Origin of the sequence: Streptomyces noursei, assembly GCF_016917755.1 — a bacterium.
Lineage (GTDB): Bacteria > Actinomycetota > Actinomycetes > Streptomycetales > Streptomycetaceae > Streptomyces > Streptomyces yunnanensis.
Genome location: NZ_CP070326.1, coordinates 8,446,285 through 8,467,889 on the forward strand (window position 1 = coordinate 8,446,285; position 21,605 = coordinate 8,467,889).

At 74.3% G+C, this 21,605-nt stretch carries 18 protein-coding genes and 1 pseudogene; 13 read left to right on the plus strand and 6 right to left on the minus strand.

From position 1 onward, the window contains the following. Positions 1 to 189 precede the first annotated feature (189 nt). A complete protein-coding gene (locus JNO44_RS36635) occupies positions 190 to 1,236 on the plus strand; it encodes a zinc-binding alcohol dehydrogenase family protein (RefSeq protein ID WP_205368350.1) in 1,047 nt (348 codons plus the stop codon). Here JNO44_RS36635 and JNO44_RS36640 read toward each other — a convergent pair. Next, the gene (locus JNO44_RS36640; protein ID WP_205368351.1) at positions 1,223 to 1,588 is read right to left on the minus strand and encodes an MmcQ/YjbR family DNA-binding protein; all 366 of its coding nucleotides are present in this window, start codon (positions 1,586 to 1,588) and stop codon (positions 1,223 to 1,225) included. The two genes, JNO44_RS36635 and JNO44_RS36640, sit on opposite strands and share 14 nt — an antisense overlap. A 118-nt stretch (positions 1,589 to 1,706) precedes the next feature. Then, on the minus strand, positions 1,707 to 3,167 hold the full coding sequence (locus JNO44_RS36645) for an SDR family oxidoreductase (protein WP_205368352.1): 1,461 nt from the start codon (positions 3,165 to 3,167) through the stop codon (positions 1,707 to 1,709). A gap of 328 nt (positions 3,168 to 3,495) precedes the next feature. Here JNO44_RS36645 and JNO44_RS36650 point away from each other — a divergent pair. The 5 genes and pseudogenes from JNO44_RS36650 to JNO44_RS36670 all read left to right on the plus strand — a co-directional run. Then, a pseudogene (locus JNO44_RS36650) lies at positions 3,496 to 4,041 on the plus strand (sigma-70 family RNA polymerase sigma factor family protein); the annotation flags it as partial. A gap of 4 nt (positions 4,042 to 4,045) precedes the next feature. Next, positions 4,046 to 4,438, plus strand: a complete 393-nt coding sequence (locus JNO44_RS36655) for a CU044_2847 family protein (protein ID WP_205368353.1) — start codon at positions 4,046 to 4,048, stop codon at positions 4,436 to 4,438. A 213-nt stretch (positions 4,439 to 4,651) separates the two neighbouring features. Further along, a complete protein-coding gene (locus JNO44_RS36660) occupies positions 4,652 to 6,760 on the plus strand; it encodes a SpoIIE family protein phosphatase (protein ID WP_205368354.1) in 2,109 nt (702 codons plus the stop codon). A 57-nt stretch (positions 6,761 to 6,817) separates the two neighbouring features. Next, entirely contained in the window at positions 6,818 to 7,591 is a 774-nt protein-coding gene (locus JNO44_RS36665; RefSeq protein WP_205368355.1) for a uracil-DNA glycosylase, read from the plus strand. Between the two features lie 109 nt (positions 7,592 to 7,700). Next, positions 7,701 to 10,139 carry a SpoIIE family protein phosphatase gene (locus JNO44_RS36670; RefSeq protein ID WP_205368356.1) on the plus strand — a complete coding sequence of 813 codons (2,439 nt, stop codon included), beginning with the start codon at positions 7,701 to 7,703 and terminating at the stop codon, positions 10,137 to 10,139. 25 nt (positions 10,140 to 10,164) lie between these two features. Here JNO44_RS36670 and JNO44_RS36675 read toward each other — a convergent pair whose 3' ends face one another. Next, positions 10,165 to 11,583: a tetratricopeptide repeat protein gene (locus tag JNO44_RS36675; RefSeq protein ID WP_205368357.1), complete on the minus strand. Its 1,419-nt coding sequence runs from the start codon at positions 11,581 to 11,583 to the stop codon at positions 10,165 to 10,167. Between the two features lie 129 nt (positions 11,584 to 11,712). Here JNO44_RS36675 and JNO44_RS36680 point away from each other — a divergent pair, with 129 nt between their 5' ends. The 5 genes from JNO44_RS36680 (at position 11,713) to JNO44_RS36700 (ending at position 17,412) form a co-directional block, all read left to right on the plus strand. Then, positions 11,713 to 12,876: a CaiB/BaiF CoA transferase family protein gene (locus JNO44_RS36680; protein WP_205368358.1), complete on the plus strand. Its 1,164-nt coding sequence runs from the start codon at positions 11,713 to 11,715 to the stop codon at positions 12,874 to 12,876. Positions 12,877 to 12,992: 116 nt separating this feature from the next. Further along, on the plus strand, positions 12,993 to 13,952 hold the full coding sequence (locus tag JNO44_RS36685) for a trypsin-like serine peptidase (RefSeq protein ID WP_205368359.1): 960 nt from the start codon (positions 12,993 to 12,995) through the stop codon (positions 13,950 to 13,952). 203 nt (positions 13,953 to 14,155) lie between these two features. Further along, positions 14,156 to 15,049: an alkaline phosphatase family protein gene (locus tag JNO44_RS36690; RefSeq protein WP_205368360.1), complete on the plus strand. Its 894-nt coding sequence runs from the start codon at positions 14,156 to 14,158 to the stop codon at positions 15,047 to 15,049. 6 nt (positions 15,050 to 15,055) lie between these two features. Continuing rightward, entirely contained in the window at positions 15,056 to 16,393 is a 1,338-nt protein-coding gene (locus JNO44_RS36695) for an MFS transporter (protein ID WP_205368361.1), read from the plus strand. After that, the gene (locus JNO44_RS36700; protein WP_205368362.1) at positions 16,390 to 17,412 is read left to right on the plus strand and encodes a TolB family protein; all 1,023 of its coding nucleotides are present in this window, start codon (positions 16,390 to 16,392) and stop codon (positions 17,410 to 17,412) included. Before JNO44_RS36695 ends, JNO44_RS36700 begins: the two co-directional genes overlap by 4 nt. Positions 17,413 to 17,424: 12 nt before the next feature. On the opposite strand, the gene JNO44_RS36705 is transcribed toward JNO44_RS36700, so the two are convergent. Further along, positions 17,425 to 18,357 (minus strand): DMT family transporter, encoded by a 933-nt coding sequence (locus tag JNO44_RS36705; RefSeq protein ID WP_205368363.1) that lies wholly within the window; start codon positions 18,355 to 18,357, stop codon positions 17,425 to 17,427. Between the two features lie 158 nt (positions 18,358 to 18,515). On the opposite strand from JNO44_RS36705, the gene JNO44_RS36710 reads away from it, so the two are divergent. Then, positions 18,516 to 18,752: a hypothetical protein gene (locus tag JNO44_RS36710; protein WP_205368364.1), complete on the plus strand. Its 237-nt coding sequence runs from the start codon at positions 18,516 to 18,518 to the stop codon at positions 18,750 to 18,752. 62 nt (positions 18,753 to 18,814) lie between these two features. Further along, positions 18,815 to 19,333, plus strand: coding sequence for a cupin domain-containing protein (locus JNO44_RS36715; RefSeq protein WP_205368365.1), 519 nt, complete (start codon positions 18,815 to 18,817; stop codon positions 19,331 to 19,333). Between the two features lie 483 nt (positions 19,334 to 19,816). On the opposite strand, the gene JNO44_RS36720 is transcribed toward JNO44_RS36715, so the two are convergent. Both JNO44_RS36720 and JNO44_RS36725 read right to left on the minus strand, forming a co-directional pair. Next, a complete protein-coding gene (locus JNO44_RS36720) occupies positions 19,817 to 20,737 on the minus strand; it encodes an SDR family oxidoreductase (RefSeq protein WP_205368366.1) in 921 nt (306 codons plus the stop codon). Between the two features lies 1 nt (position 20,738). After that, positions 20,739 to 21,527 carry an SDR family oxidoreductase gene (locus JNO44_RS36725; protein ID WP_205368367.1) on the minus strand — a complete coding sequence of 263 codons (789 nt, stop codon included), beginning with the start codon at positions 21,525 to 21,527 and terminating at the stop codon, positions 20,739 to 20,741. Between the last annotated feature and the right edge of the window lie 78 nt (positions 21,528 to 21,605).

Here is a 21,605-nt window from a genome sequence, read left to right on the forward strand (position 1 = left end):
GTCCACGGCGGTCGCCGTCCACGGCCCTCGCCGCGTAACGGACGTCGCTCTCCAAGGACGCCCTGATGACGACCGCCGTTGCGTACGGACCGAAAATCTACATCACTGTAGAAGTTGGTTGGGCACGAACGAGCCAGGGCGGTCCGCGCAGCGTTTGCCCGGGTGACGGGCGGGCGGGACGCTGGAGGCATGGCGTGCGCCGCGCTCCCGGAGACGCTGTCCGGGTGGGCCGTCGAGCGGCCGGGGCCGATTGCCTCCGGGCCGCTGACGGCGGTGCGCCGGCCCGTTCCGGAGCCGGGGCCCGGGGACCTGCTGGTGAGGGTGGAGGCTTGCGGTGTCTGTCGTACGGATCTGCATCTCGCTGAGGGTGATCTTCCATCGCACCGGCCGGCGACCATACCGGGACACGAGATCGTGGGCCGGGTGGCTGCCGCGGGTGCGGCGGTGACGCGGTTCCGGACCGGCGACCGGGTGGGCGGGGCCTGGCTGCGCGCCACCTGCGGGGAGTGCCGGTACTGCCGGGCCGGCGCCGAGAACCTCTGCCCCGTCTCGCGGTACACCGGGTGGGACGCGGACGGCGGATTCGCGGACCTGACGCTGCTCGCGGCGGACTACGCCTACCCGCTGCCGGAGTCGCAGGACGCGGCGACGCTGGCGCCGCTGCTCTGCGCGGGGATCATCGGCTACCGGGCGCTGCGGCGGTGCGCGCTGCCACCGGGCGGGCGGCTGGGCATCTACGGCTTCGGTGGCTCGGCACACCTGGCCGCGCAGGTCGCGGTGGCCGAAGGGGCCCGGTTGCACGTGCTCACCCGATCCGCGCGGGCCCGTCAACTGGCGCGCGAACTGGGCGCGGTGTCCACCGGCGACGCCTACGACCGCCCGCCCGAGCCGCTGGACTCCGCCATCCTCTTCGCACCGGTGGGCGAGCTGGTGCCGGTGGCACTGGCGGCGCTGGACCGCTCCGGGACACTCGCCGTCGCCGGCATCCACCTCACCGACATCCCCCCGCTCACCTACCAGGAACACCTCTTCTACGAGCGGAACCTGTGCAGCGTGACGGCGAACACCCGGCGCGACGGGCGGGAGTTCCTGGAGACCGCGGCACGGATCGGGATCCGCGTGACCACCACGCCGTATCCCCTGGGCCGGGCCCCCGAGGCGCTCGGCGACCTGGCGGGCGACCGGGTCCAGGGGGCCGCGGTGCTGCTGCCCGACCCGGACTTCAGTCCGTCGTGAGATAGGCCGCGACGAGGTCAGCGGGGGCCGCCTGCTTCCAGGAGTCGACGAGGATGTCGCGGAGTTCGTCGAGGTCGTCGAGGGCGGCCAGGCGCACCCGGACCCAGTTCGAACCCGCCTCGTGGGGCGGCACCCAGAACTTCTCCGGCTCCGCCGCGATCAGTTCGCCCCGCTCGTGCATCGGGCACCGCACGGCGAACGAGGTCTCGTCGTCCGGCACGGTGATGAACATCTTCCCGGCGACCCGGAAGGTGGGCATCCCCCAAGCCTGCTTCTCCGCGGTCTGCGGAAGGGCGAGCGCGATGCGGCGGACGTCGTCGGAGTCGGGCGTGGAGCCGGATACGGGGGTCACGGCACCAGCGTACGGTGCGATGATCTCCACGCGGGACGCACCGGACCGCCGGAGCGGGGCACCGCGCCGGGGCACCGCGCCGGCGCCCCGCGCTCCCCGCTCCCCGGGCCGTCGGGGCTCACCAGGGGGACGGTGCGTAGTCCTTGAGGAAGCAGCCGTGGACGTCCTCGCCCTGCTCGCCGCGGACGATCGGGTCGTAGACCCGGGCCGCGCCGTCCACCAGGTCGAGCGGGGCGTGGAAGCCCTCGTCGGCCAGGCGCATCTTGTCCGGGTGCGGGCGCTCGTCGGTGATCCAGCCCGTGTCGACCGCGGTCATCAGGATGCCGTCGGTCTCCAGCATCTCGCGGGCGCTGGTGCGGGTGAGCATGTTGAGCGCGGCCTTGGCCATGTTGGTGTGCGGGTGGCCCGGACCCTTGTAGCCGCGGCTGAACTGGCCTTCCATCGCGGAGACGTTCACCACGTACTTACGGCGCGCACGGGAAGCCGCCATCGCCGGGCGCAACTTGCTGACCAGCAGGAACGGCGCGGTCATATTGCAGAGCTGGACCTCCAGCAGCTCGACCGGGTCGACCTCGTCCACCGTGTGGATCCAGCTGTTGGTCGCGTGCAGGTCCGGCACCAGGCCGCCGGCGTCGATCGCGGTGCCCGCCTCGATCCGGGCGGGCGAGGCGGAGCCGCTGGTCAGCGCGAGGGCGGTGAGGTTCTCCGCGGTCAGCTCGGTCGCCCCGCCGGGTGCCACGGCGGGCAGCGCGGGGGCACCGCTGCCGAAGCGGCCCAGGACGACGGAGGTCGGCAGCTCTCCGGCGGGCAGCGGCGCCGACTCGGCCTCGATCAGCCTGCCGTACGCCTCGGGCGAGCGGCGCACGGTCTGCGCGGCGTTGTTGATCAGGATGTCCAACGGGCCCTCGGCGCCGACCGTCTCGGCGAGCGAGAGGACCTGCGACGGGTCGCGGAGGTCGATGCCGACGATCTTCAGACGGTGCAGCCACTCCGCGCTGTCCGGCATCGCCGTGAAGCGCCGGATCGCGTCGTTGGGGAAGCGGGTGGTGATGGTGGTGTGGGCACCGTCCCGCAGCAACCGGAGCGCGATGTACATGCCGATCTTGGCCCGGCCGCCGGTGAGCAGCGCCCGCCGCCCCGTGAGGTCCGTACGGGCCTCACGGCGGGCCCGGTTCTCGTGGGCGCAGGACGGGCACAGCTGGTGGTAGAAGGCGTCGACCTCGACGTAGCGGCTCTTGCAGACGTAGCAGCTGCGGGGGCGCTGCAGGATGCCGGCGTACTCCGTGCTCACCGAGCTGGCCAGGGCGCGGCCCATGGTCTCGTCGTCGATGCGGTCGGCGGCGCCGGTGGCGGTGGCCTCGGTGACCGCCTTGTCGTGGGCGGTCTTGGCGGACCGGCGCTCCTGCCGGCGGCGGCGCTTGACCTCGCGGAAGATGCCGGCGGTGGCCCGCCGTATGGTGATCGCGTCGGGGTGGTCCACCGGCAGCTCGTCCAGTTCCTCCAGGACGCTCAGGCAGATCGCCATCCGCTCCGCGTCGATTCCGGCGCCCTCGGCCCGGCCTTCTTCGATCACCGTCATCGCCGCTGCCGCTTTCCTGGATCGTTCGGTCTCTCGGGGCCTTGGGCCCTCGGGACCGCATGTTCGAGCTTCGGCGGAACTTTACTTGACTTCCGCGCCCCCGCCCAAAGACGGGGATCACACCCCCGGTCGGCGGACCGTCCCGCGGGTTCCCGTCCCGCGGCACCGCACGGCCGGGCGCACGCGGCCTCCCCGCCCCCTGCGGGCCGAGCCGTGTCACGGCCGGCCGGGCTGTCTCGTCCCAGGTGACGAAAACAGCTTCGGGAATCCGGAAGGCGCTGGTCATGCGAGTGTGCGCGGCAGATGGGGGCGGGGTCGTGGGACGGCGACGGCCGCCTCGGCGGCGGGGCGTTCGGAGGCCGCGTGCCGTCAACTCGCCGTGCGCGCACGGCGCCACGTGGCGGCCGGCCGGCCCCGGTTCGAGGCCGACCGCACCGAGCGTGAGGAACTCGCCGGGCGGTTCTTCGACGCCTTCAAGGAGGGTGACGTCGACGGGTTGCGGGAGCTGCTGGCCGCCGATGTGCAGGCGGTCGGCGACGCCGGCGGCAAGGCCCCGCCGTGGGGCCGGGGCGCCTTCGGCATCGAGAACGTGGCCCGGCTGCTCGCCGCGTTCGCCCCGCGGTTCACCGGGATCGGCGGCATCGTGGAGCCGTGCGAGGTGAACCGGCATCCGGGCGCGATCTTCCGCGACCGCGACGGCAAGGTCCTCGGCGCCTGGGCGCTCGACATCCTGGACGGGCAGATCCAGGCGATCCGCGCGGTCCTCAACCCCGACAAGCTCGGCCACGTGGGCCCGGTGGCGGACGCCTGGGCGGCCCTCCGCGAGGCGAACGCGTCGTTCCGCTGCCATGATCACCGGCGGTCGACACAATGAGGGCGTGCCGAATCACGCTGAACTCACCCTCGCCGATGGAACATCCATCCGCTTGGAGCTCGCTCCGGCGCACGGCGCGCCCCGGCCGGCGGACTCCTCGGACGGGGACCCCGCGGCCGATCTGCCGGGCGGGATCGAGGAGTTGATGCCGAGGGCGCGCGGCGGCGAGCGGGCCGCGGCGACCGCGGTGGCGGCGCTGCGCACCACGCTCCGGCCGCTGGGCCCGCTGCTCCAGGAGATCCATGACGCGGTCGCCTCCGCCGAACAGCCCCCGGACCAGATGTCGGTGCAGTTCGGGGTGCAGATCGGCCAGGACCTCAAGCTCGGCATCGTCGGGGCCAACGGGCGGGCGTCGTTGACGATCACCGCCACCTGGCGGCCGCAGCAGGCCGAGTGAGGGGCCGGTGCTCCGCCGCACCCGGGACCCCTATATCGAGCTTTCGTCATTCGAAAGATGAATTTCACCATTTGATCGACGCTGCCGCCGACCGTCGAACCGGGCGAGGAGCTGCCGAACCGCAGCGGTGATCCCCGCACCGGCTCCGGCGAGGCCGCACCCCGCCCGGCGGCGTAACGTCAGCACTGTGCCGCGGCTGTGGGTAGGTGCGCCATGACGACCGGCGGGGCCGAGAAGGCTCCGCTGGGCCAGGAACTGCTGCGGACGAGGGCGGAGACCGGGGCCTCGTCGGCCATGGTCTACGAGCTGGCGCCGGACGCGCCGGTGCTGCGGCTGACCGCGCTGAGCGGGATCCCGCCGCCGGTGCTGGAGCCCTGGCGGCGGATCGCGCTGGCGGCCCCCATCCCGGTGGCGGTGGCGGCGCGCCGACAGCGGCTGGTGTGGGCGGCCGACCACCAGCAACTGGCCCGGGACTTCCCCCGTACGGCAGTGGCGCTGCCGTACGACTTCGCGCTGGGCGCGGCACCGCTGGACGACGGGACCGGCTGCCGGGGCGCGGTGGTGCTGCTGTGGCCGTCCGGCCACGGGTCCGCGCTGTCGGCGGCCGAGCGCACCGCGTTCGAGGCCGCCTGCCGGCGACTGGCGGCACTGCTGCCCGGTGGCGGCACCCCTGACGGGCCGCTGGTGGTCCTGGAGCCCCCGGCCCGCGTCGTCGGCCCCGACGAGGCGCTGGCCGCCGTCGACTACGTCGAGCGGCTGCCGGGCGGCGGCTGCGCGCTCGACCTGGAGGGCCGGGTCACCATGCTCAGCGCCGGCGCGGCGGGGCTGCTGGGCGCGGACCCGGACGTGCTGCGCGGTGCCCGGCCGTGGGAGGTGCTGCCCTGGTTGGCCAGCCCGGCCTTCGAGGACCGCTGCCGCGCGGCGGTGTTGAGCCGCCGCCCGGTCTCGTTCACCGCCTGCCGCCCGCCGGGGCAGTGGCTGGCGTTCCGGCTGTTCCCGGACGGCCGCGGGGTGAGCGTGTGGATCAGCGCCTCGGACGAGGAGCCGCGCCCGGAGGTTCGCTGGCCCACGGAGGCCATCCCGCTGCGGGCCGGGCAGATGTACCACGTGCTGCACCTGGCGGCCGCGCTCACCGAGGCGGTGGGCGTCAAGGACGTCATCGAGCTGTTCGCCGACCAGATCGTGCCGGCGTTCGGCGCCCAGGGCATGCTGATGTACGCCGCGGAGGCCGGCCGGCTGCGGACCGTCGCCGAGCGCGGCTATCCGCCGGAGGTCGTGGAGGCGTTCGAGGGCCTGCCGCTGAGCACCGCGCAGAGCCCCACCGTGCGCGCCCTGGCCACCGGCGAGCCGAGCTTCTTCAGCTCCGCCGAGGAGACCGAGGCCCGCTTCCCGGGGCTGGCCCGGCAGACCGGGATGGCCGCCCGGGCGGTGCTGCCGCTGATCGTCTCCGGCCGCCCGGTGGGCTGCTGCGTCCTGGCGTACCGGCGTCCGCGGACCTTCAGTCCGGAGGAGCGGCAGGTCCTGACGTCGCTGGCCGGGCTGATGGCCCAGGCCCTGGACCGGGCCAGCCTCTACGACACCGCGCAGCAGCTGGCACACGACCTCCAGGCGGGTCTGCTGCCGCACCGGCTGCCGCCGGTCCACGGACTCCAGGTCGCCGCGCGCTACCTGCCCGCTACCCGCGGAATGGACATCGGCGGCGACTTCTACGACCTGATCCGGCTCGGCGAGCACCAGGTGGCCGCGGTGATCGGCGACGTCCAGGGGCACAACGCGGCGGCCGCGGCGCTGATGGGCCAGGCCCGCACCGCCGTACACGCCTACGCGACCGCAGGCGCGGCGCCGGACGAGGTGCTGGCCCGCACCAACCGGCTGCTCGCCGACCTGGACCCGGACCTGTTCACCAGCTGCCTCTACGTCCACCTCGACCTGGCCACGCACCTGGCCCGCCTGGCCAGCGCCGGCCATCCGCCGCCGGTGCTGCGCCATCCCGATGGGCGTACCGACGTGCTGCGGGTGCCGCCCGGGATGCTGCTGGGCGTCGCGCCGGGCACCCGCTTCGCGGCCACCACGGTCGCCCTGCCGCCCGGGGCGGTGCTCGCGCTCTACACCGACGGGTTGGTCGAGCGGCCCGGCACGGACCTGGACGACGGGGTGGCGGCCCTGGCCGCCGATCTGGGCGCGGCGCGGTATCCGGACCCGGACCCGAGCGGCCTCGCCGACACGGTCCTCGCCCGACGCGGGGCCCATACGGAACGACTGGACGACGTGGCGCTGCTGCTGCTCGCCCCGACCGCCGACGTACCGGGCGGCGGAGCATGACCCGGTATACCGGGAGGCGGTGCGTCCGCGGGCGGCGTACGGAGCGGAGGGGCACGGATGGATCCGGAGCCGGGCGGTGCACCACCGGACACGGAGGACCGCGGGTATCCGGCGCACCAGGCGCCGGGGTGCGCGGGACTGCCGGCGCTGGACGCCGCGGTGGCGGGGTGCCGGGCCTGCCCCCGGTTGGTGGCCTGGCGGGAGCAGGTGGGGCGGGAGCGCCGGGCGGCGTTCCGGGACTGGGAGTACTGGGCGCGGCCGGTGCCGGGCTTCGGCCCCGCGGACGCGGCGTTGGCGGTGGTGGGCCTGGCACCGGCCGCGCACGGCGGCAACCGCACCGGCCGGATGTTCACCGGCGACGCCTCCGGGGACTTCCTGTTCGCGGCGCTGCACGCGGTGGGGCTGGCCTCGCAGCCGACCGCCACGCACCGGGGCGACGGGCTGGAGCTGTACGGGGTGCGGGTCACCGCGCCGGTGCACTGCGCTCCGCCGCAGAACCGGCCGACGCCGGCCGAGCGGGACACCTGCCGCCCCTGGCTGGTGCGGGAGCTGGATCTGCTGGCGCCGGGGCTGCGGGTGGTGGTGGCGCTGGGCGGGTTCGGTTGGCAGGCGGTGTGGCCGGCGCTCGGTGCGGCGGGCTGGCCGGTGCCCCGTCCGCGGCCGGCGTTCGGCCACGGTGCCGAGGTGACCCTGCCGGCCGCCGCGGGGCGCGGGGAGCTGCGGGTGCTCGGGTGCTACCACCCGAGCCAACGCAACACCTTCACCCGCACGCTCACCCCGGAGATGCTGGTGGAGCTGCTCGCCCGGGCCCGCGCATGCGCCGGGCTGTGAGCGGGGCGGTGAGGGGGACCGAAAGCCCCGAGGCCAGTACCCTCAGATGGGGTAAATACCACATATAACGCATGCATCCTGCTCGTCCGGCAGAGACGGAACGGCTCAGATGGTGGACTTCGAGGAGCACGGCCACGGCGGGCGGCGAGCGCCGCTCGACATCGCCGATGCCGCCCTGGTGCTGTGCGACGCCCGCGGGCGCGTGGAGAGCTGGCCGGAGGGCGCCGAGCGACTGTTCGGCCACCCGGCCGCGGACGTGGTGGGCCGGGCCGCCGCGGCGCTGCTGGCCCCGGACGACGCGGACCGGCTGCCCGAGCTCGCCGCGGAGTGTCGGGCGCACGGCAGCTGGAGCGGGACGCTCACCGCCCGGCGCAAGAACGACGCCCCGGTCGACGTCATGGTGCAGCTGGCCCGGGTGACCGACGGCGAGGGCGCCGCGCACTGGCTGGTGGTGGCGGCCGAGGCGTCGTCGTTGCCGGGCTGGGAGATGAGCCGGGCGGTGCTGGAGAAGCTCCTGATGCAGACGCCGGTCGGCATGGCCGTGGTCGACACCGACCTGCGGTTCGTCTGGTCCAACCTCGCCCTGGAGCGGTTCGGCGGCGGCCGGGCGCGGGACCGGATCGGCCGGCGGCTGGCCGAGGTCCAGCCGGGCCTCGACGCGGAGGCGTTGGAGGAGCAGATGCGCCGCGTCCTGGAGAGCGGCGAACCGGTGCTGGGCTACGAGCACATCGGCCGCCCGCAGTCCGAACCGCGCCACGAACGGGCCCACGCGATGTCCTTCGTCCGGCTCGACGGCTTCAACGGCCGCCCACTCGGCGTGTGTTACACCGTCATCGACATCACCGAGCGGTACCGCAACCGCCAGCGGCTGGTCCTGCTGGACCGGGCCGGCACCGCCATCGGCCAGACCCTGGACGTGCTGCGCACCGCGCAGGAACTGGCCGACGTCGCGGTGCCCGACCTCGCCGACTTCGTCACCGTGGACCTGCTGGACTCGGTGATCCGCGGCGGCGAGCCGCTCACCGGGCCGCCCGGCGACGCGGACCGGGTCGCACTGCGCCGCGGCGGCCAGCAGTCCTCCCGGGCGGGCATCCCCGAAGCGGTCGTCGCCGTCGGGGACCTGGCGTCCTACCACTCCTGGTCCCCGCCCATCCGGGCGATGGCCGACGGCACGTCGTGGCGGGTGGAGTGGCTGGACCCGCACGGCCCGGAGTGGGCCGCCGACGTCCCCGGCGGCCGGCGGCGGCAGCTGCGGGAACAGGGCCTGCACACCGCGATGGTGGTGCCGATCCGGGCGCGCGGCACGACCATGGGCGTCACCAGCTTCTTCCGCTGCGCGCCCGGCGAACCGTTCGGCCCGGACGACCAGCGGCTGGCCGAGGAGTTCGTGGCCCGGGCCGCGGTGTGCCTGGACAACGCCCGCCGCTACACCCGGGAGCGCGCGGCGGCGCTCACCCTCCAGCGCAGCCTGCTGCCGCAGGGCGTCGCCGACCACAGCGCACTGTCCCTGGCGACCTGCTACCGGCCGGCCGACGAACTGGCCGGGGTGGGTGGCGACTGGTTCGACGTCATCCCGCTGTCCGGGGCACGGCTGGCGCTGGTGGTGGGCGAGGTGCGCGGGCACGGCATCAGCGCGATCGCCACGATGGGCCGGCTGCGCACCGCGGTACAGACCCTCGCCGCCCTGGACCTGCGCCCGGAGGAGCTCCTCGCCCGCCTCGACGACCTGGTCAGCCGGGTGTCGGAGGAGGGCGGCAAGGGCGCGGAGACCGGCGCGACGGGCACCAGCTGCCTCTACGCGGTCTACGACCCGGTCGGCCGCTGCTTCACCATGGCCAGCGCCGGGCACCCGCCGCCGGTCATCGTCGCCCCCGACGGCACCGCCGCCTACGCGGAGCTCCCGGTCGGCCCCCAACTCGGCGTCAGCGGGCTGCCGTTCGAGGCCGTCGAGGTGGCCGTCAAAGAGGACAGCGTGCTCGCGCTCTACACCGACGGGCTGCTGGCCGGCGCGGACCGCGAGGCCGGCCAACCGGCCAAGGAACGGCTGCTGCACGCCCTCGCCGCGCCCGGCGACTCCCTCGACGCGCTGTGCGAGTCGGTCATCGGCGCACTGGTGCCGCGCCGGCAGCACGACGACGTCACGCTGCTGCTGGCCCGGACCCGCGGGCTGGCCACGGACCGGTTCGCCTCATGGGAACTGGCCGCCGACCCCGCCGTGGTGGGCCGGTCCCGGGAGATGGCCGCCCGGCAGCTGGCCGAATGGGGCCTGCCGGCGCTGACGTTCACCACCGAGCTGGTGGTCAGCGAGCTGGTCACCAACGCGATCCGGTACGGGTCGGGGCCGATCCGGCTGCGGCTGATCCTGGAGCACACCCTGATCTGCGAGGTGTGCGACGGCTCCAGCACCTCGCCCTACCTGCGGCATCCGCGGACGACCGACGAGGGCGGCCGCGGGCTGTTCCTGATCTCCCAGTTCACCCACCGCTGGGGCACCCGCTACACCACCGACGGCAAGGTGATCTGGGCGGAGCAGGTGCTGACCACCTGACCCCGCCCGGCCCGGCTCACCCGGCTCACCCGGCCTGCGCGGCGCCGGCCGCCTGCGCCGTCGCCCGCGCCCGGGCCGCCGCCGCGGCCTCCGGTGCGCCCACCTGCTCCGCCAGCCGGGCCTTGGCCGACCAGTTGTAGGGGCAGATCGGGCGGAGCCGGCTGCGCTCGCTGAGCAGCGTGCGGGCCAGGTCGTGCCGGCCGGCCCGGAGCGCGGCCTCGACCAGGGTGCGCTGGACGGCGTCGCGCTGGGCGTGGCTGCCGCCGAAGTCGTTCAGCCGGTGGCGGACCGGCAGCAGCAGATCGGCGGCGCCGGCGAAGTCGCCCCGGCCGTAGGCGAGCAGGGCCCGGCAGACGGGCAGGCCGATGTCGGCGGTCATCGCGCGGTTGGCGGGCGTCGGGCCGGCCGGGGTCCGCGCCAGCCACTGCTCGCGGTCCCGGACGAGCCGCTCGGCCCGGTCCGGGCGGTCGGCACCGACGTACGCCATCACCGCATGGGCGTCGTTGAAGGCGTAGTACGGGCCGTCGTCGCGGCGCTCCCAGGCGTCGGCGACGGCGGCCCAGCGGGCGCTCAGCTCGTGCCCGGCGAGGTGCAGGCGCCACAACAGGGCGGCGGCGTCGATGAGTTCCATGGCCACGTCCCGCGTCTCGTCGTGGCGCAGCGCGGCGTCGTAGATCTCCAGGACCCGGGCGGTGTCGCCGGATTCCAGGGCGTACAGGGCGTAGTGCCACCAGTTGTGGACGGTGAGCAGGGTGCCCTTGGACCAGGCGTCGGTGCGGGCGTCCAGGAAGCGGGTGCCGTCGGTGAAGCGACCGCGCATCTCGTAGGTGTGCGCCACGCCGTGGATGGCCCAGACGTCCTGCGGGTGCCGCTCCAGCGCGGCCAGGCCGGTCTGCTCGGCGTGTTCGTAGTGGCCGTTCTCCTCCAGGCCGAAGGTGTACATGCCCAGCAGCGGGCCGTAGTGCGGATCGTCGTCGTCCCAGGCGTCCAGGGCGCCGCCGACCCGGTCGCGCAGCCGCAGCGCGTCGCCGGTGAGGAAGTCGTGCTGGTGGCCGGCGAAGAGGGCCAGCAGGTCGCGGGGGTGGGCGACGGTGATCTCGCCGAGGATCCGTCCGGCGGTGTCGAGGTCGCCGTCCAGCCACGCCTCCGCGGCGGCCAGGTGCATCCGCTCGCGCGGGGTGAGGCGGGCGGGGTCGAGGCCGGTGCGGAAGGCGGTGAAGGTGTCGCGGGCGGCCGCCGCCTGCTGCTCCTCGGTGCCCAGCACGCCCAGATAGGCGGCGAGGGCGTGGCCCATCGGGGAGCGGGGCGCGGCGGTCAGCACCGCCCGTGCGGGCTCCTCGACGCCGGGGCGGAAAAACAGCAGGTCGTCCAGGGCCCGTTCGTAGTGACCGAGGGCCTCGGTGCCGGTCTCGGTCATGGCGTGCCCGTGCCGGTCGGCTGTCATGGTGACTCCTGCGGGTGCGTGGGTGCCGTCGGATCCTGCCGGATCCATGGGTCCGTCGGTCCGGATCCACGGGCACATAGGTACCCCCGTCGCCCCGCTCCGCCCCGTCTCTTCTGGAAAGGTCCGCTTATGCTCCCGCTGGACGGCATCACCGTGGTCGCACTCGAACAGGCGGTCGCGGCCCCCTTCGCCACCCGCCAACTCGCCGACCTGGGCGCCCGGGTCATCAAGGTGGAGCGCCCCGGCACGGGCGACTTCGCCCGCGGCTACGACGAGACGGTGCGCGGGATGTCCAGCCACTTCGTCTGGCTCAACCGCAACAAGGAGTCCCTCGCGCTCGACGTGAAGAGCCCCCAGGACGCCGCGGTGCTGCACCGGCTGCTCGCCCGGGCCGACGTCTTCGTGCAGAACCTCGCGCCGGGGGCCGCCGAACGGCTGGGCCTGGACGCCGCGACGCTGCTCGCGGCCCACCCGCGACTCGTGGTGTGCGGCATCTCCGGCTACGGCACCGGCGGCCCGTACGCCCACGCCAAGGCGTACGACCTGTTGGTGCAGTGCGAGGCCGGGGCGATGTCGCTGACCGGCACGGAGCAAGAACCGGCCAAGATCGGGATCCCGGTGGCCGACATCGCCGCCGGGATGTACGCCTACAGCGGCATCCTGACCGCCCTCTACGAGCGCGAACGCACCGGCCGGGGCGGCGCCTTCGAGGTCTCGATGCTGGAGGCGCTGGGCGAATGGATGGGCTACCCGGCCTACTTCACCCGCTACGGCGGCACCACCCCGCCCCGCTCCGGCGCCGAGCACGCCGCCATCGCCCCCTACGGGCCCTACCCCGCGGCGGACGGCACCCGCGTCTTCCTCGGCGTCCAGAACGAGCGGGAGTGGGCGGCGTTCTGCGCCGAGGTGCTGGAACTCCCCGAACTGGCGGCCGATCCCCGGTTCGACCGGAACTCCGCCCGGGTCGCCCACCGGGAGGCGCTGCGGGAGCGGATCGAGGCGTGCTTCGCCCAACTGGCGGCCGAGGAGATCGAACGGCGGCTGGCCGGCGCCCGGATCGCCCACGCACGGCTGCGGGACGTCGCGGAGTTCACCGCGCACCCGCAGCTCGCCGCCCGGGACCGCTGGCGCACCGTGGACTCCCCCGTCGGCCCGCTGGACGCGCTGCTGCCGCCGGTCACCGTCGCCGGCCGGGAACCCCGGATGGACCGGATCCCGGCCCTGGACGAGGACCGGACGCGCATTCTGGCGGAACTCGACGCCACGGAACGGGAAACGGAAGGCAAGCGGTGACGGCCCTCTGGCCAGCCGCCGCCCGTCGTACGACCATGTCCCCGGCCCCGTCGCTAGGTTCCCGTCGTCCGGGAGTCGACGGCCGGGCCCACCCTCCCTCCGAAAGGAACCCGTCCATGGGCAGACCCCTCGCCGCCCGCGGCCGTCCCGTCCCCGCGCCGCTGGCCGCCCTGCTGGTGCTCGTCCTGGCACTCCTCGCGGTACCCGCACCGCCCGCGCACGCCGCCGGCGCGCCCGGAGACCCGGCCTCCACCGTCGACGCGTACTGGAGCGCGCGGCGCATGGAGGCCGCCGAACCCGTGGTGGACAAGGGGCCCGAGGCCCCCCGGCCCCGTGCCGCCACCACGCCGATCCCGCCCAGCCACCCCTTCGCGGGCCTGCCCCAGGTGGGCACGTTCTTCTGGACGGACGGCAGCAACACCGGCCGGTTCTGCGGCGGGACGGTGATCCGCAGCCCGCACCGCGACCTCGTCATCACCGCGGGACACTGCCTGCGCTCCCCCGACCCGAAGAAGTACCTGTCCTTCGTGCCGCAGTACCACGACGGGCTCAAGCCGCACGGCATCTACCCCGTCGAGCGGATCTACCTCGACCAGCGCTACTACGACCTCGGTACGGACGCCGGCGCCCGCTGGGACTACGCGCTCGTGCGGGTCGGCCCCCGCGAGGACGGCTCCCGGGTCCAGCAGGTCACCGGCGGCTTCGACCTCCTCCCCTACCCCGGGTACGACCACTCCGACGTCCGGCTCATCGGCTACCCCGGCAGCAGCGACGCCCACTACCCCGAACCGCTGGACTGCTCCTCGTCCACGCACCGCTACACCAGCACCGACCCGGCCGCGCCGGGGGACTTCCTGGAGATCCCCTGCGCCGGCTACATCGGCGGCACCTCCGGAGGGCCGTTCCTGGTACGGGACTTCCGCGGCTACGCCGTGATCGGGGTGATCGGCGGCTACCACACCGGCGGGGACACCCCGGACATCTCCTACAGCTCGTACTTCACCCTCGACATGGCGATGCTGTACCTGCACGCCGTGCGGGGCGACACCCCGGCGGCGCCGCGCACCGCGACCTGACGCGACCGGGCGTACACGGGACCGCCGGGTGGCCTGAATTCCCCTGTGCCGATGGCCGGTTCACGGCCATCATCGTTCGACCACAGAGGTCATTCGTTCGTCTGTTCTTCATCCGGTGGACGCGGCCGAGTCCATCCGGTGGCTTCTAGGGTTACCGCGCTCCTTCCCCCCATACGCTCGTCACTTCTGTCCGGAGGACAGTCATGACCGCAGTCAAGGCGCGCAAGCGCACCCGGCGTTCCCTCACCGCGCTGGCCGGCGCGGCGGCCCTCGCCGCCGCCTCGGTCGGCCTGTGGGCCGCCACCGGCGCCACCGCGACCGCGCAGACCACCGGGCTCCCCTCGCCCGACCACGTGGTCGTGGTGATGCTGGAGAACCACGCCTACGGGCAGGTGGTCGGCAGCTCCAGCGCGCCCTACCTGAACTCCCTCAAGGCCGGCGGCGCCGACCTCACCCAGTCGTTCGCCCTCACCCACCCCAGCGAGCCGAACTACTACATGCTCCTCTCGGGCTCCAACCAGGGCCGCACGGACGACAGTTGCGTGTCGGTCGGTTCGATGTCCGCGCCCAACCTCGCCTCCGAGCTGCTCGCCGCCGGCCAGACCTGGGCGAGCTACAACGAGGGACTGCCGAGCCAGGGCTCGACCACGTGCAGCAGCGGCGACTACGCACAGAAGCACAACCCGTGGTTCGGCTTCTCCAACGTGCCGACCGACACCGCCAAGACGATGGACCAGTTCCCGTCCGACTACAGCACCCTGCCGAAGGTCTCCTTCGTCATCCCCGACCTCTGCAACGACATGCACGACTGCTCGGTGGGCACCGGTGACACCTGGATCAAGAACAATCTGAGCGGCTACGCGGAGTGGGCCAAGACCCACAACAGCATGCTGGTCGTCACCTTCGACGAGGACAACCGGCTGTCCGGCAACCGCATCCCGACGCTGTTCTACGGCGCGCACGTGGCACCCGGCAGCTCCAGCAGCAGCACGTACAACCACTACAACGTCCTGCGCACGCTGGAGGACCTGGCCGGCCTGAGCACCCACGCCGGCAACGCCGCATCGGCCTCCGACGTCACCGGCATCTGGAACTGACGGCCCGTGTACCTCGCGGACTCCCGCAACAGCACCACGCGCACCTCCACCGCCGCCCCGGGCAGCACCCGCCCGGGGCGGCGGCCCGCGGTGCCCGGCACGGTGCTCGCACTCGGCGCGGTCAGCCTGATCACCGACGTCTCCGCGGAGATGATCACCGCGGTGCTACCGCTGTACGTGGTCACCGCGCTCGGGCTGTCGCCGCTCGGCTTCGGCCTGTTGGACGGCATCAACAACGGCGTGGGCGCCCTGGTCCGGCTCGCCGGCGGCCATCTTGCGGACGGCGGCGGGCGCCGGCACAAGGTGGTGGCCGGGATCGGCTACGGCCTGTCGGCGGTGTGCAAGCCGCTGCTGCTGCTCGCCCACGGACTGCCGGCGATCAGCTCCGTGCTGGCCGCGGACCGCGCCGGCAAGGGACTGCGCACCGCGCCCCGGGACGCGATGATCTCGCTGGCCACCCGGCCCGAGCACCGCGGCCGGGCGTTCGGCGTGCACCGTGCCATGGACACCGCCGGCGCGCTCCTCGGACCGCTGACGGCGTTCGCGGTGCTGCGGGTCGCGGTCGACGGCTACGACGCGGTGTTCACGGTGAGCGCGTGCGTGGCGGCGCTGGGCGTGCTGGTGCTGGTCCTCTTCGTCCCGGCCCGACTCGACTCCGGGCAGCCGGCGTCCCGACCCGCGGCCGTCCGGCCCGCACTGCGCGACTCGCTGGCCCTGCTGCGCCGCCCCGGACTGCGCCGGCTGACGCTGTGCGCCACGCTGCTCGGCCTCACCACCGTCAGCGACGCCTTCCTCTACCTCCTCCTCCAGCGCGAACTGGGCGTGCCCGCCGACCTGTTCCCGCTGCTGCCACTGGGCACCGCCGCGGTCTTCCTGCTGCTCGCCGTGCCGCTGGGCGCGCTCGCCGACCGGATCGGGCGCCGCCGGCTCTTCCTGGCCGGGCACGCCGTCCTGCTCCTCGCGTACGCACTGGTGCTCTCCCCGCTGCGCGGCCCGGTCACCGTGGGCACCGTGCTCGTCCTGCACGGGGCCTTCTACGCGGCCACCGACGGGGTACTGGCCGCCGCCACCGCGGGCGTGGTCCCGACGGAGCACCTGGGCGCCGGACAGGCCCTGGTGGGCACCGGCCAGGCACTGGCCCGCTTCGTCTGCTCGCTGGCGTTCGGCGCGGCCTGGAGCCTGTGGGACGGGCGGGACGCACTGGCGGTCGCGGCCGTCGCGCTCGCCGCCGCCGCGCTGTGCGCCGCGCGACTGCTGCGGACCGGCGACCCGTCGGGCGCGGACCGCGACCCCGGCGACGCCGACCACGACGACCGCCGTACCCCCGAGGGAGCACCCCGATGAACCGTAGGACCCGCCTGGCCGTGCTGCTGACCGCGGTGGTGCTGCTGGGGACGGTCGGCACCGCGGCGGTGCTGCGGGCCGCCGACCGGTCCGCCGTCCGCGACCGGCAGCAGACGGACGGCCCCACCGTCCGCACCGGCGACGTCGTGCTCCGGCCGCCCGGGGAACGGCAGTTGCTGGTGCGCAACCTGGCCTGGGGCCCGCACCGCGACGAGATCGCCACGGTGCCGGCCGGGCACCCCGACGGGCCACGCACCGCCTCCGGCGTGAAGTGCCTGCGCTTCCACGCCGCCGCCGGCACCGGCATCTGCCTCCAGGCCGAGCGCGGCGCAGTGGCGGACACCTACCGGGCGGTGGTGCTCGACGCCCACCTGCGGATACGGCACCGCTTCCCGGCGCCCGGCATACCGACCCGGTCCCGGGTCTCCCCCTCCGGCCACCTCGTCGCCTGGACGGTCTTCGTCAGCGGGGACTCGTACGCGGGCACCGCCTTCTCCACCCGCACGGCCATCGCCGACACCCGCACCTGGGCGCTCGACGACAACCTGGAGGAGTACGCGGTCACCAAGGACGGCCACCCGTACCACGCCTCCGACATCAACATCTGGGGCGTCACCTTCGCCGACGACACCCGCTTCTACGCCACCCTCGCCACCGGCGGCCGGACCTACCTCGTCCGCGGCGACCGCACCGCCCGCACCCTGACCACCCTGCACGGCAACGTCGAATGCCCCTCGCTCTCCCCCGACGGCACCCGCATCGCGTACAAGAAGCGGCTCCCCGGCGCCTCCCAGGACGCCCCCTGGCGGCTCTACGTGCTGAACCTCGCCACCATGAAGGAGACCGCCACCGCCGAGCACCGCAACGTCGACGACCAGGCGCTCTGGTCCGGCAACGACACCCTGGTCTACGCGCTGCCCGGCGACTACGGCTCGGACCTGTGGACGGTCCCGGCCGACGGCTCGGGCACCGCCCGACGGATGATGACCTCGGCGGTCGCGCCCGCGTACGCCGGCTGACAGAAGGACCGGCTAGCCGCCGTGCCCGGGCCGCCCGCGCGGGGCCCGGGGCAGCGGTTCGCCGATCTGACCGGTCGCCAGATCGCGGGCGAGCGAGACCTGGGACATCAGCACCGCGCCCCACAGGACGAGGCCCACGCCGAGCGCTTCGGGGAGCAGCCACCACCCGGCGCGGACCCGTTCGTCGAAGAGCGTGACCCCCAGGGAGAGACTGACCAGCGCGTCGCCGACGGTGAGCACCGGCTGCGAGGCGGTCAACGGGCCGGACTGCATGGCGTTCTCCATCATGAACAGCGCCAGGACGCCGGTCAGCGCGAAGCCGTAGCTCTGCCAGGACGTGAAGAACCGGGCCGGACCGCCGCTCGCCCAGGCGTGGGTGGCGTCCTTGAGCAGCGCGGCGGTCAGCGCGTATCCGACCGCGGTCGCCGCGCCGAAGCAGGCGGCGCGGAAGCTGCCGGCCCCGCGCCGCAGTCCCGCGCCGACCGTCACGAAGATCACCGAGCCACAGGCGATCAGGGCCGGCACCCAGCGGCTCAGCGGGGCGTGGTCGCGCCCGGCCGTGGGCGCGGCGGCGGCCAGCGCCGTGCCCAGCCCGACGACCAGCAGTCCCACACCGGCCCAGCCGCGCCGGGAGATCCGCACCGGCACCGGTCCGCCCAACAGCACCCGGCCGATGAGCAGCGCCAACGGGAGTTCCAACACGAAGATCGGCTGAACCACCGACAGCGGCCCGAACAGCAGCGCCAGCGCCTGGAAGCAGGCGGCCGGCAACACCATCAACATCCCCGCGAGCCACGCCGCGCGATGCAACAGGTCGGCGATCAGGCCCAGCCGCAGCCGCCCCGCAACCGGTACGGTGCGCGCCGCGCGGCGCTGCAACACCGTGGACAGCGCATTGCACGCAGCCGCGAGCACCGCGAACAGGACGGCCGTCCAGATGGCCACGCGCCCACCTTTCCCTCGACCGACGTCCACCCGACGCTAACCGCAGCCCACCCGGACCGCCCGCGCGGTCGTACAGGAGGGTCCGCCCCTGTCGTTCGTCCGCGTGACACCCCGGCGCGTCGCTTGGCCACCCGGCGCCCCTCCCGCACGGTGAGACCGTGCGCCGCATCGCTCCCCTCCTCGCCACCGCGCTGGCCGCCGCCTCCCTCGCCGCCGCCAGCTGCACCTCCGCCCCCGACGCCGGCCCGAGCCCCGGCGGCTCGGCCCGACGCACGGTCGCACCGGGCCGGCCCTCGCCGGTACTGATGCCATGGCCGGTGACGGCGGAAGGTCCACCGGGCGCACTGGCCGACCGGCGCACGATGTCCCGATGGGAGCATGTGGCGATCGGCTGACACCCGGCCGACCGGCGGGCCCGCGCGACACCGGCCCACGGCCCGAGAGGGAAAGGATCGCCATGCCGCCACACGACCCGACGCCCCACGCCGCGTCCCCCACCCCCGCGCCCCGCGGCTCCGCCGCCCCCGGCGACGCATTCCATCCCCACCTCCGCGACCCCGACCCCACCGCCGAGGACGACCGCCGGCCCCTGCGGACCCGCCTGCACCACATCCGCGCCGACGCGCTGGACGGTGACACCGCACAGACCGGCGGAATGCGACGCTTCGCCGCGATCAGCGGCCAACGGGTCGGCTCGGAACGCCTCTGGATGGGCCAGACCCACGTCGCCCCCGCGACCGCGTCCGCCAACCACCACCACGGCGCCGCGGAAACCGCGATCTACGTCGTCAAGGGACACCCGGAATTCGTCTTCGCCGACGACACCCGAGAGGAGGTCCGCCTCCGGACCGCCCCCGGCGACTACATCTTCGTCCCGCCCTACGTGCCCCACCGCGAGGAAAATCCCCACCCCGACGAGGAGGCCGTGGTGGTGATCGCCCGCAGCACGCAGGAGGCGATCGTCGTGAACCTTTGACGTGGGCCTCCCACGTTGTCGGCTCCCCCGCCGTGTCCGCCTGACGGCGGGTTGTTTCGTCCGCTGCGTGTCCGCCTGACGGCGGTTGTTTCGTTGTCCGCTGCGCGGGGCTGTCGGGTGCGGTGACGGGCCTGCGGGGGTGGTGTGCAGGACTGCTGCGCTTTACGTCCTGCACACCACCCCCTCCGGCCCGTCCCCTCCCGTGAGTGGGTGGGAAATACAGGTGCGTCCACCCTCACGCCGGTGGTCTGCTCACGGTCACCACTCCACAACGAACCCGCAGGCGACCACCGGCACACACCCACCCACCGTTTCCATGACCACCCACGGGAGGGGACGGGTCTGCGGGGCAGGGGTTGACCGGACGTAAAGCGCAGCAGTCCGGACAACCCCTGCCCCGCAGACCCGTCACCGCACCCAACAGCCCCGCGCAGCGGACCCGCCCCGCGCAGCGGCACGCAGCGGACCCGCAACACCCCACCGTCAGGCGGACAGCCGCGAGCCATACACCGGCCACGCCGGCTCCGCCGCCGCGAGGAGTTCGCGGGTGGCCGCTCCCACGTCGGACGGGGCCCAACGGGCCCCTCGGTCGGTGCTGGGCCCCGGTCGCCAGCCCTCCATGACGGTGATGCGGCCGCCCTCGGCCTCGAAGACCCGGCCGGTGACGCCGGTGCTGTCGGCGGAGGACAGCCAGACGACCAGTGGGGAGACGTTCTCGGGGGCCATGGCGTCGAAGACGCCGTCCGTGGGGGTTGCCATCGTCTCGGCGAAGGTCTGCTCGGTCATCCGGGTGCGGGCCGCCGGGGCGAGGGCGTTGACCTGGACGCCGTAGCGGCCCAGTTCGGCGGCGGCGACGAGGGTCAGGCCGAGGACGCCGGCCTTGGCGGCGGAGTAGTTGCCCTGGCCGACGCTGCCCAGCAGTCCGGCGCCGGAGCTGGTGTTGACGACCCGGGCGTCGGGCGTCCGCCCGGCCTTGGCCTCGGCCCGCCAGTGTGCGGCGGCGTGCTTGAGGGGCAGGAAGTGGCCTTTGAGGTGGACCCGCATCACCGCGTCCCAGTCGTCCTCGTCGAGGTTGACCAGCATCCGGTCGCGCAGGAAGCCGGCGTTGTTCACCAGGGCGTCCAGGCGGCCGAAGGCGTCCAGGGCGGTGGCGACGAGGGAGCGGGCACCGTCGTCGGTGGTGATGTCGTCGGTGTGTGCGACGGCCCGGCCGCCGCGCGCCCGGATCTCCTCGACGACCTGTTGGGCGGGGCCGGTGGAGGCGCCGGCGCCGTCGGCCGCCACCCCGAGGTCGTTGACCACGACGGCCGCTCCCTCGGCGGCCAGGGCGAGGGCGTGGGCGCGGCCCAGGCCCCGGCCGGCCCCGGTGACGGCGGCGACGCGTCCGGTGCAGATTCCGGTCATCTCATGGCTCCTTGGGGTGGTTGACGGTGGCGGCGTCGAGGAAGGCGGGGCGTTCGCCGCCGCCGTGGACGAGCAGGCTGGCGCCGCTGACGTAGCCGGCGCGGCCGGAGGCGAGGAAGACGCAGGCGTCGCCGATCTCGGTGGGTTCGGCGAGCCGGCCGAGCGGCACGGTCGCGCCGACCGCGGCGATACCGTCCTCGTCCCCGTAGTGCAGTGCGGTCAGTTCGGTCCGCACCATGCCGAGGACGAGGGTGTTGACCCGGACGTGCGGTGCCCATTCGACGGCCATCGAGCGGGCGAGGTTGTCCAGGCCGGCCTTGGCGGCGCCGTAGGCGGCGGTGCCGGGCGAGGGGCGGGTGCCGCTGACGCTGCCGATCATGATCACCGAGCCGCCGTCCGGTTGGCCGCGCATCACTTCGTACGCGGCGAGCGAGGCGGTCATCGGGGCGACCAGGTTGAGCTCGACGACCCGGGCGTGGCGTTCCGCGGTGGTCTCGCCGAGCAGCCGGTAGGGGGTGCCGCCGGCGTTGTTGACCAGGCAGTCCAGGCGCCCGTGGTCGGCCGCGACGGCCTGGAGGAGTTCCCGGACGCCGTCCGGTTCGCGCAGGTCGACGGGGCGGAAGCGGGCGGTGCGGCCGTCCGCGGCGATCGGGGCGTCCGGCGGTCGCCGGGCGCAGACGACGACCGCCGCGCCGGCCTGGAGGAAGGCGCGGGCGATGCCGGCGCCGACGCCCCGGGTGCCGCCGGTGACGACGGCGACCCGTCCGGTCAGATCGAGGTTCAGGGACAACTGGTACCTCCCGCGGCGGGCGATCCGCTGCTAACTTCGCTACCTAACAAACGCTTGGTGGAAAGGTAGCTGATCTGC

Bases quoted from the DNA above. Each gene is read 5' to 3' on its own strand.
- JNO44_RS36635 (WP_205368350.1), top strand. From the start codon at position 190: ATGGCGTGCGCCGCGCTCCCGGAGACGCTGTCCGGGTGGGCCGTCGAG.
- JNO44_RS36645 (WP_205368352.1), bottom strand. From the start codon at position 3,167: ATGACGGTGATCGAAGAAGGCCGGGCCGAGGGCGCCGGAATCGACGCG.
- JNO44_RS36660 (WP_205368354.1), top strand. From the start codon at position 4,652: ATGACGACCGGCGGGGCCGAGAAGGCTCCGCTGGGCCAGGAACTGCTG.
- JNO44_RS36665 (WP_205368355.1), top strand. From the start codon at position 6,818: ATGGATCCGGAGCCGGGCGGTGCACCACCGGACACGGAGGACCGCGGG.
- JNO44_RS36670 (WP_205368356.1), top strand. From the start codon at position 7,701: ATGGTGGACTTCGAGGAGCACGGCCACGGCGGGCGGCGAGCGCCGCTC.
- JNO44_RS36675 (WP_205368357.1), bottom strand. From the start codon at position 11,583: ATGACAGCCGACCGGCACGGGCACGCCATGACCGAGACCGGCACCGAG.
- JNO44_RS36680 (WP_205368358.1), top strand. From the start codon at position 11,713: ATGCTCCCGCTGGACGGCATCACCGTGGTCGCACTCGAACAGGCGGTC.
- JNO44_RS36685 (WP_205368359.1), top strand. From the start codon at position 12,993: ATGGGCAGACCCCTCGCCGCCCGCGGCCGTCCCGTCCCCGCGCCGCTG.
- JNO44_RS36690 (WP_205368360.1), top strand. From the start codon at position 14,156: ATGACCGCAGTCAAGGCGCGCAAGCGCACCCGGCGTTCCCTCACCGCG.
- JNO44_RS36700 (WP_205368362.1), top strand. From the start codon at position 16,390: ATGAACCGTAGGACCCGCCTGGCCGTGCTGCTGACCGCGGTGGTGCTG.
- JNO44_RS36715 (WP_205368365.1), top strand. From the start codon at position 18,815: ATGCCGCCACACGACCCGACGCCCCACGCCGCGTCCCCCACCCCCGCG.
- JNO44_RS36720 (WP_205368366.1), bottom strand. From the start codon at position 20,737: ATGACCGGAATCTGCACCGGACGCGTCGCCGCCGTCACCGGGGCCGGC.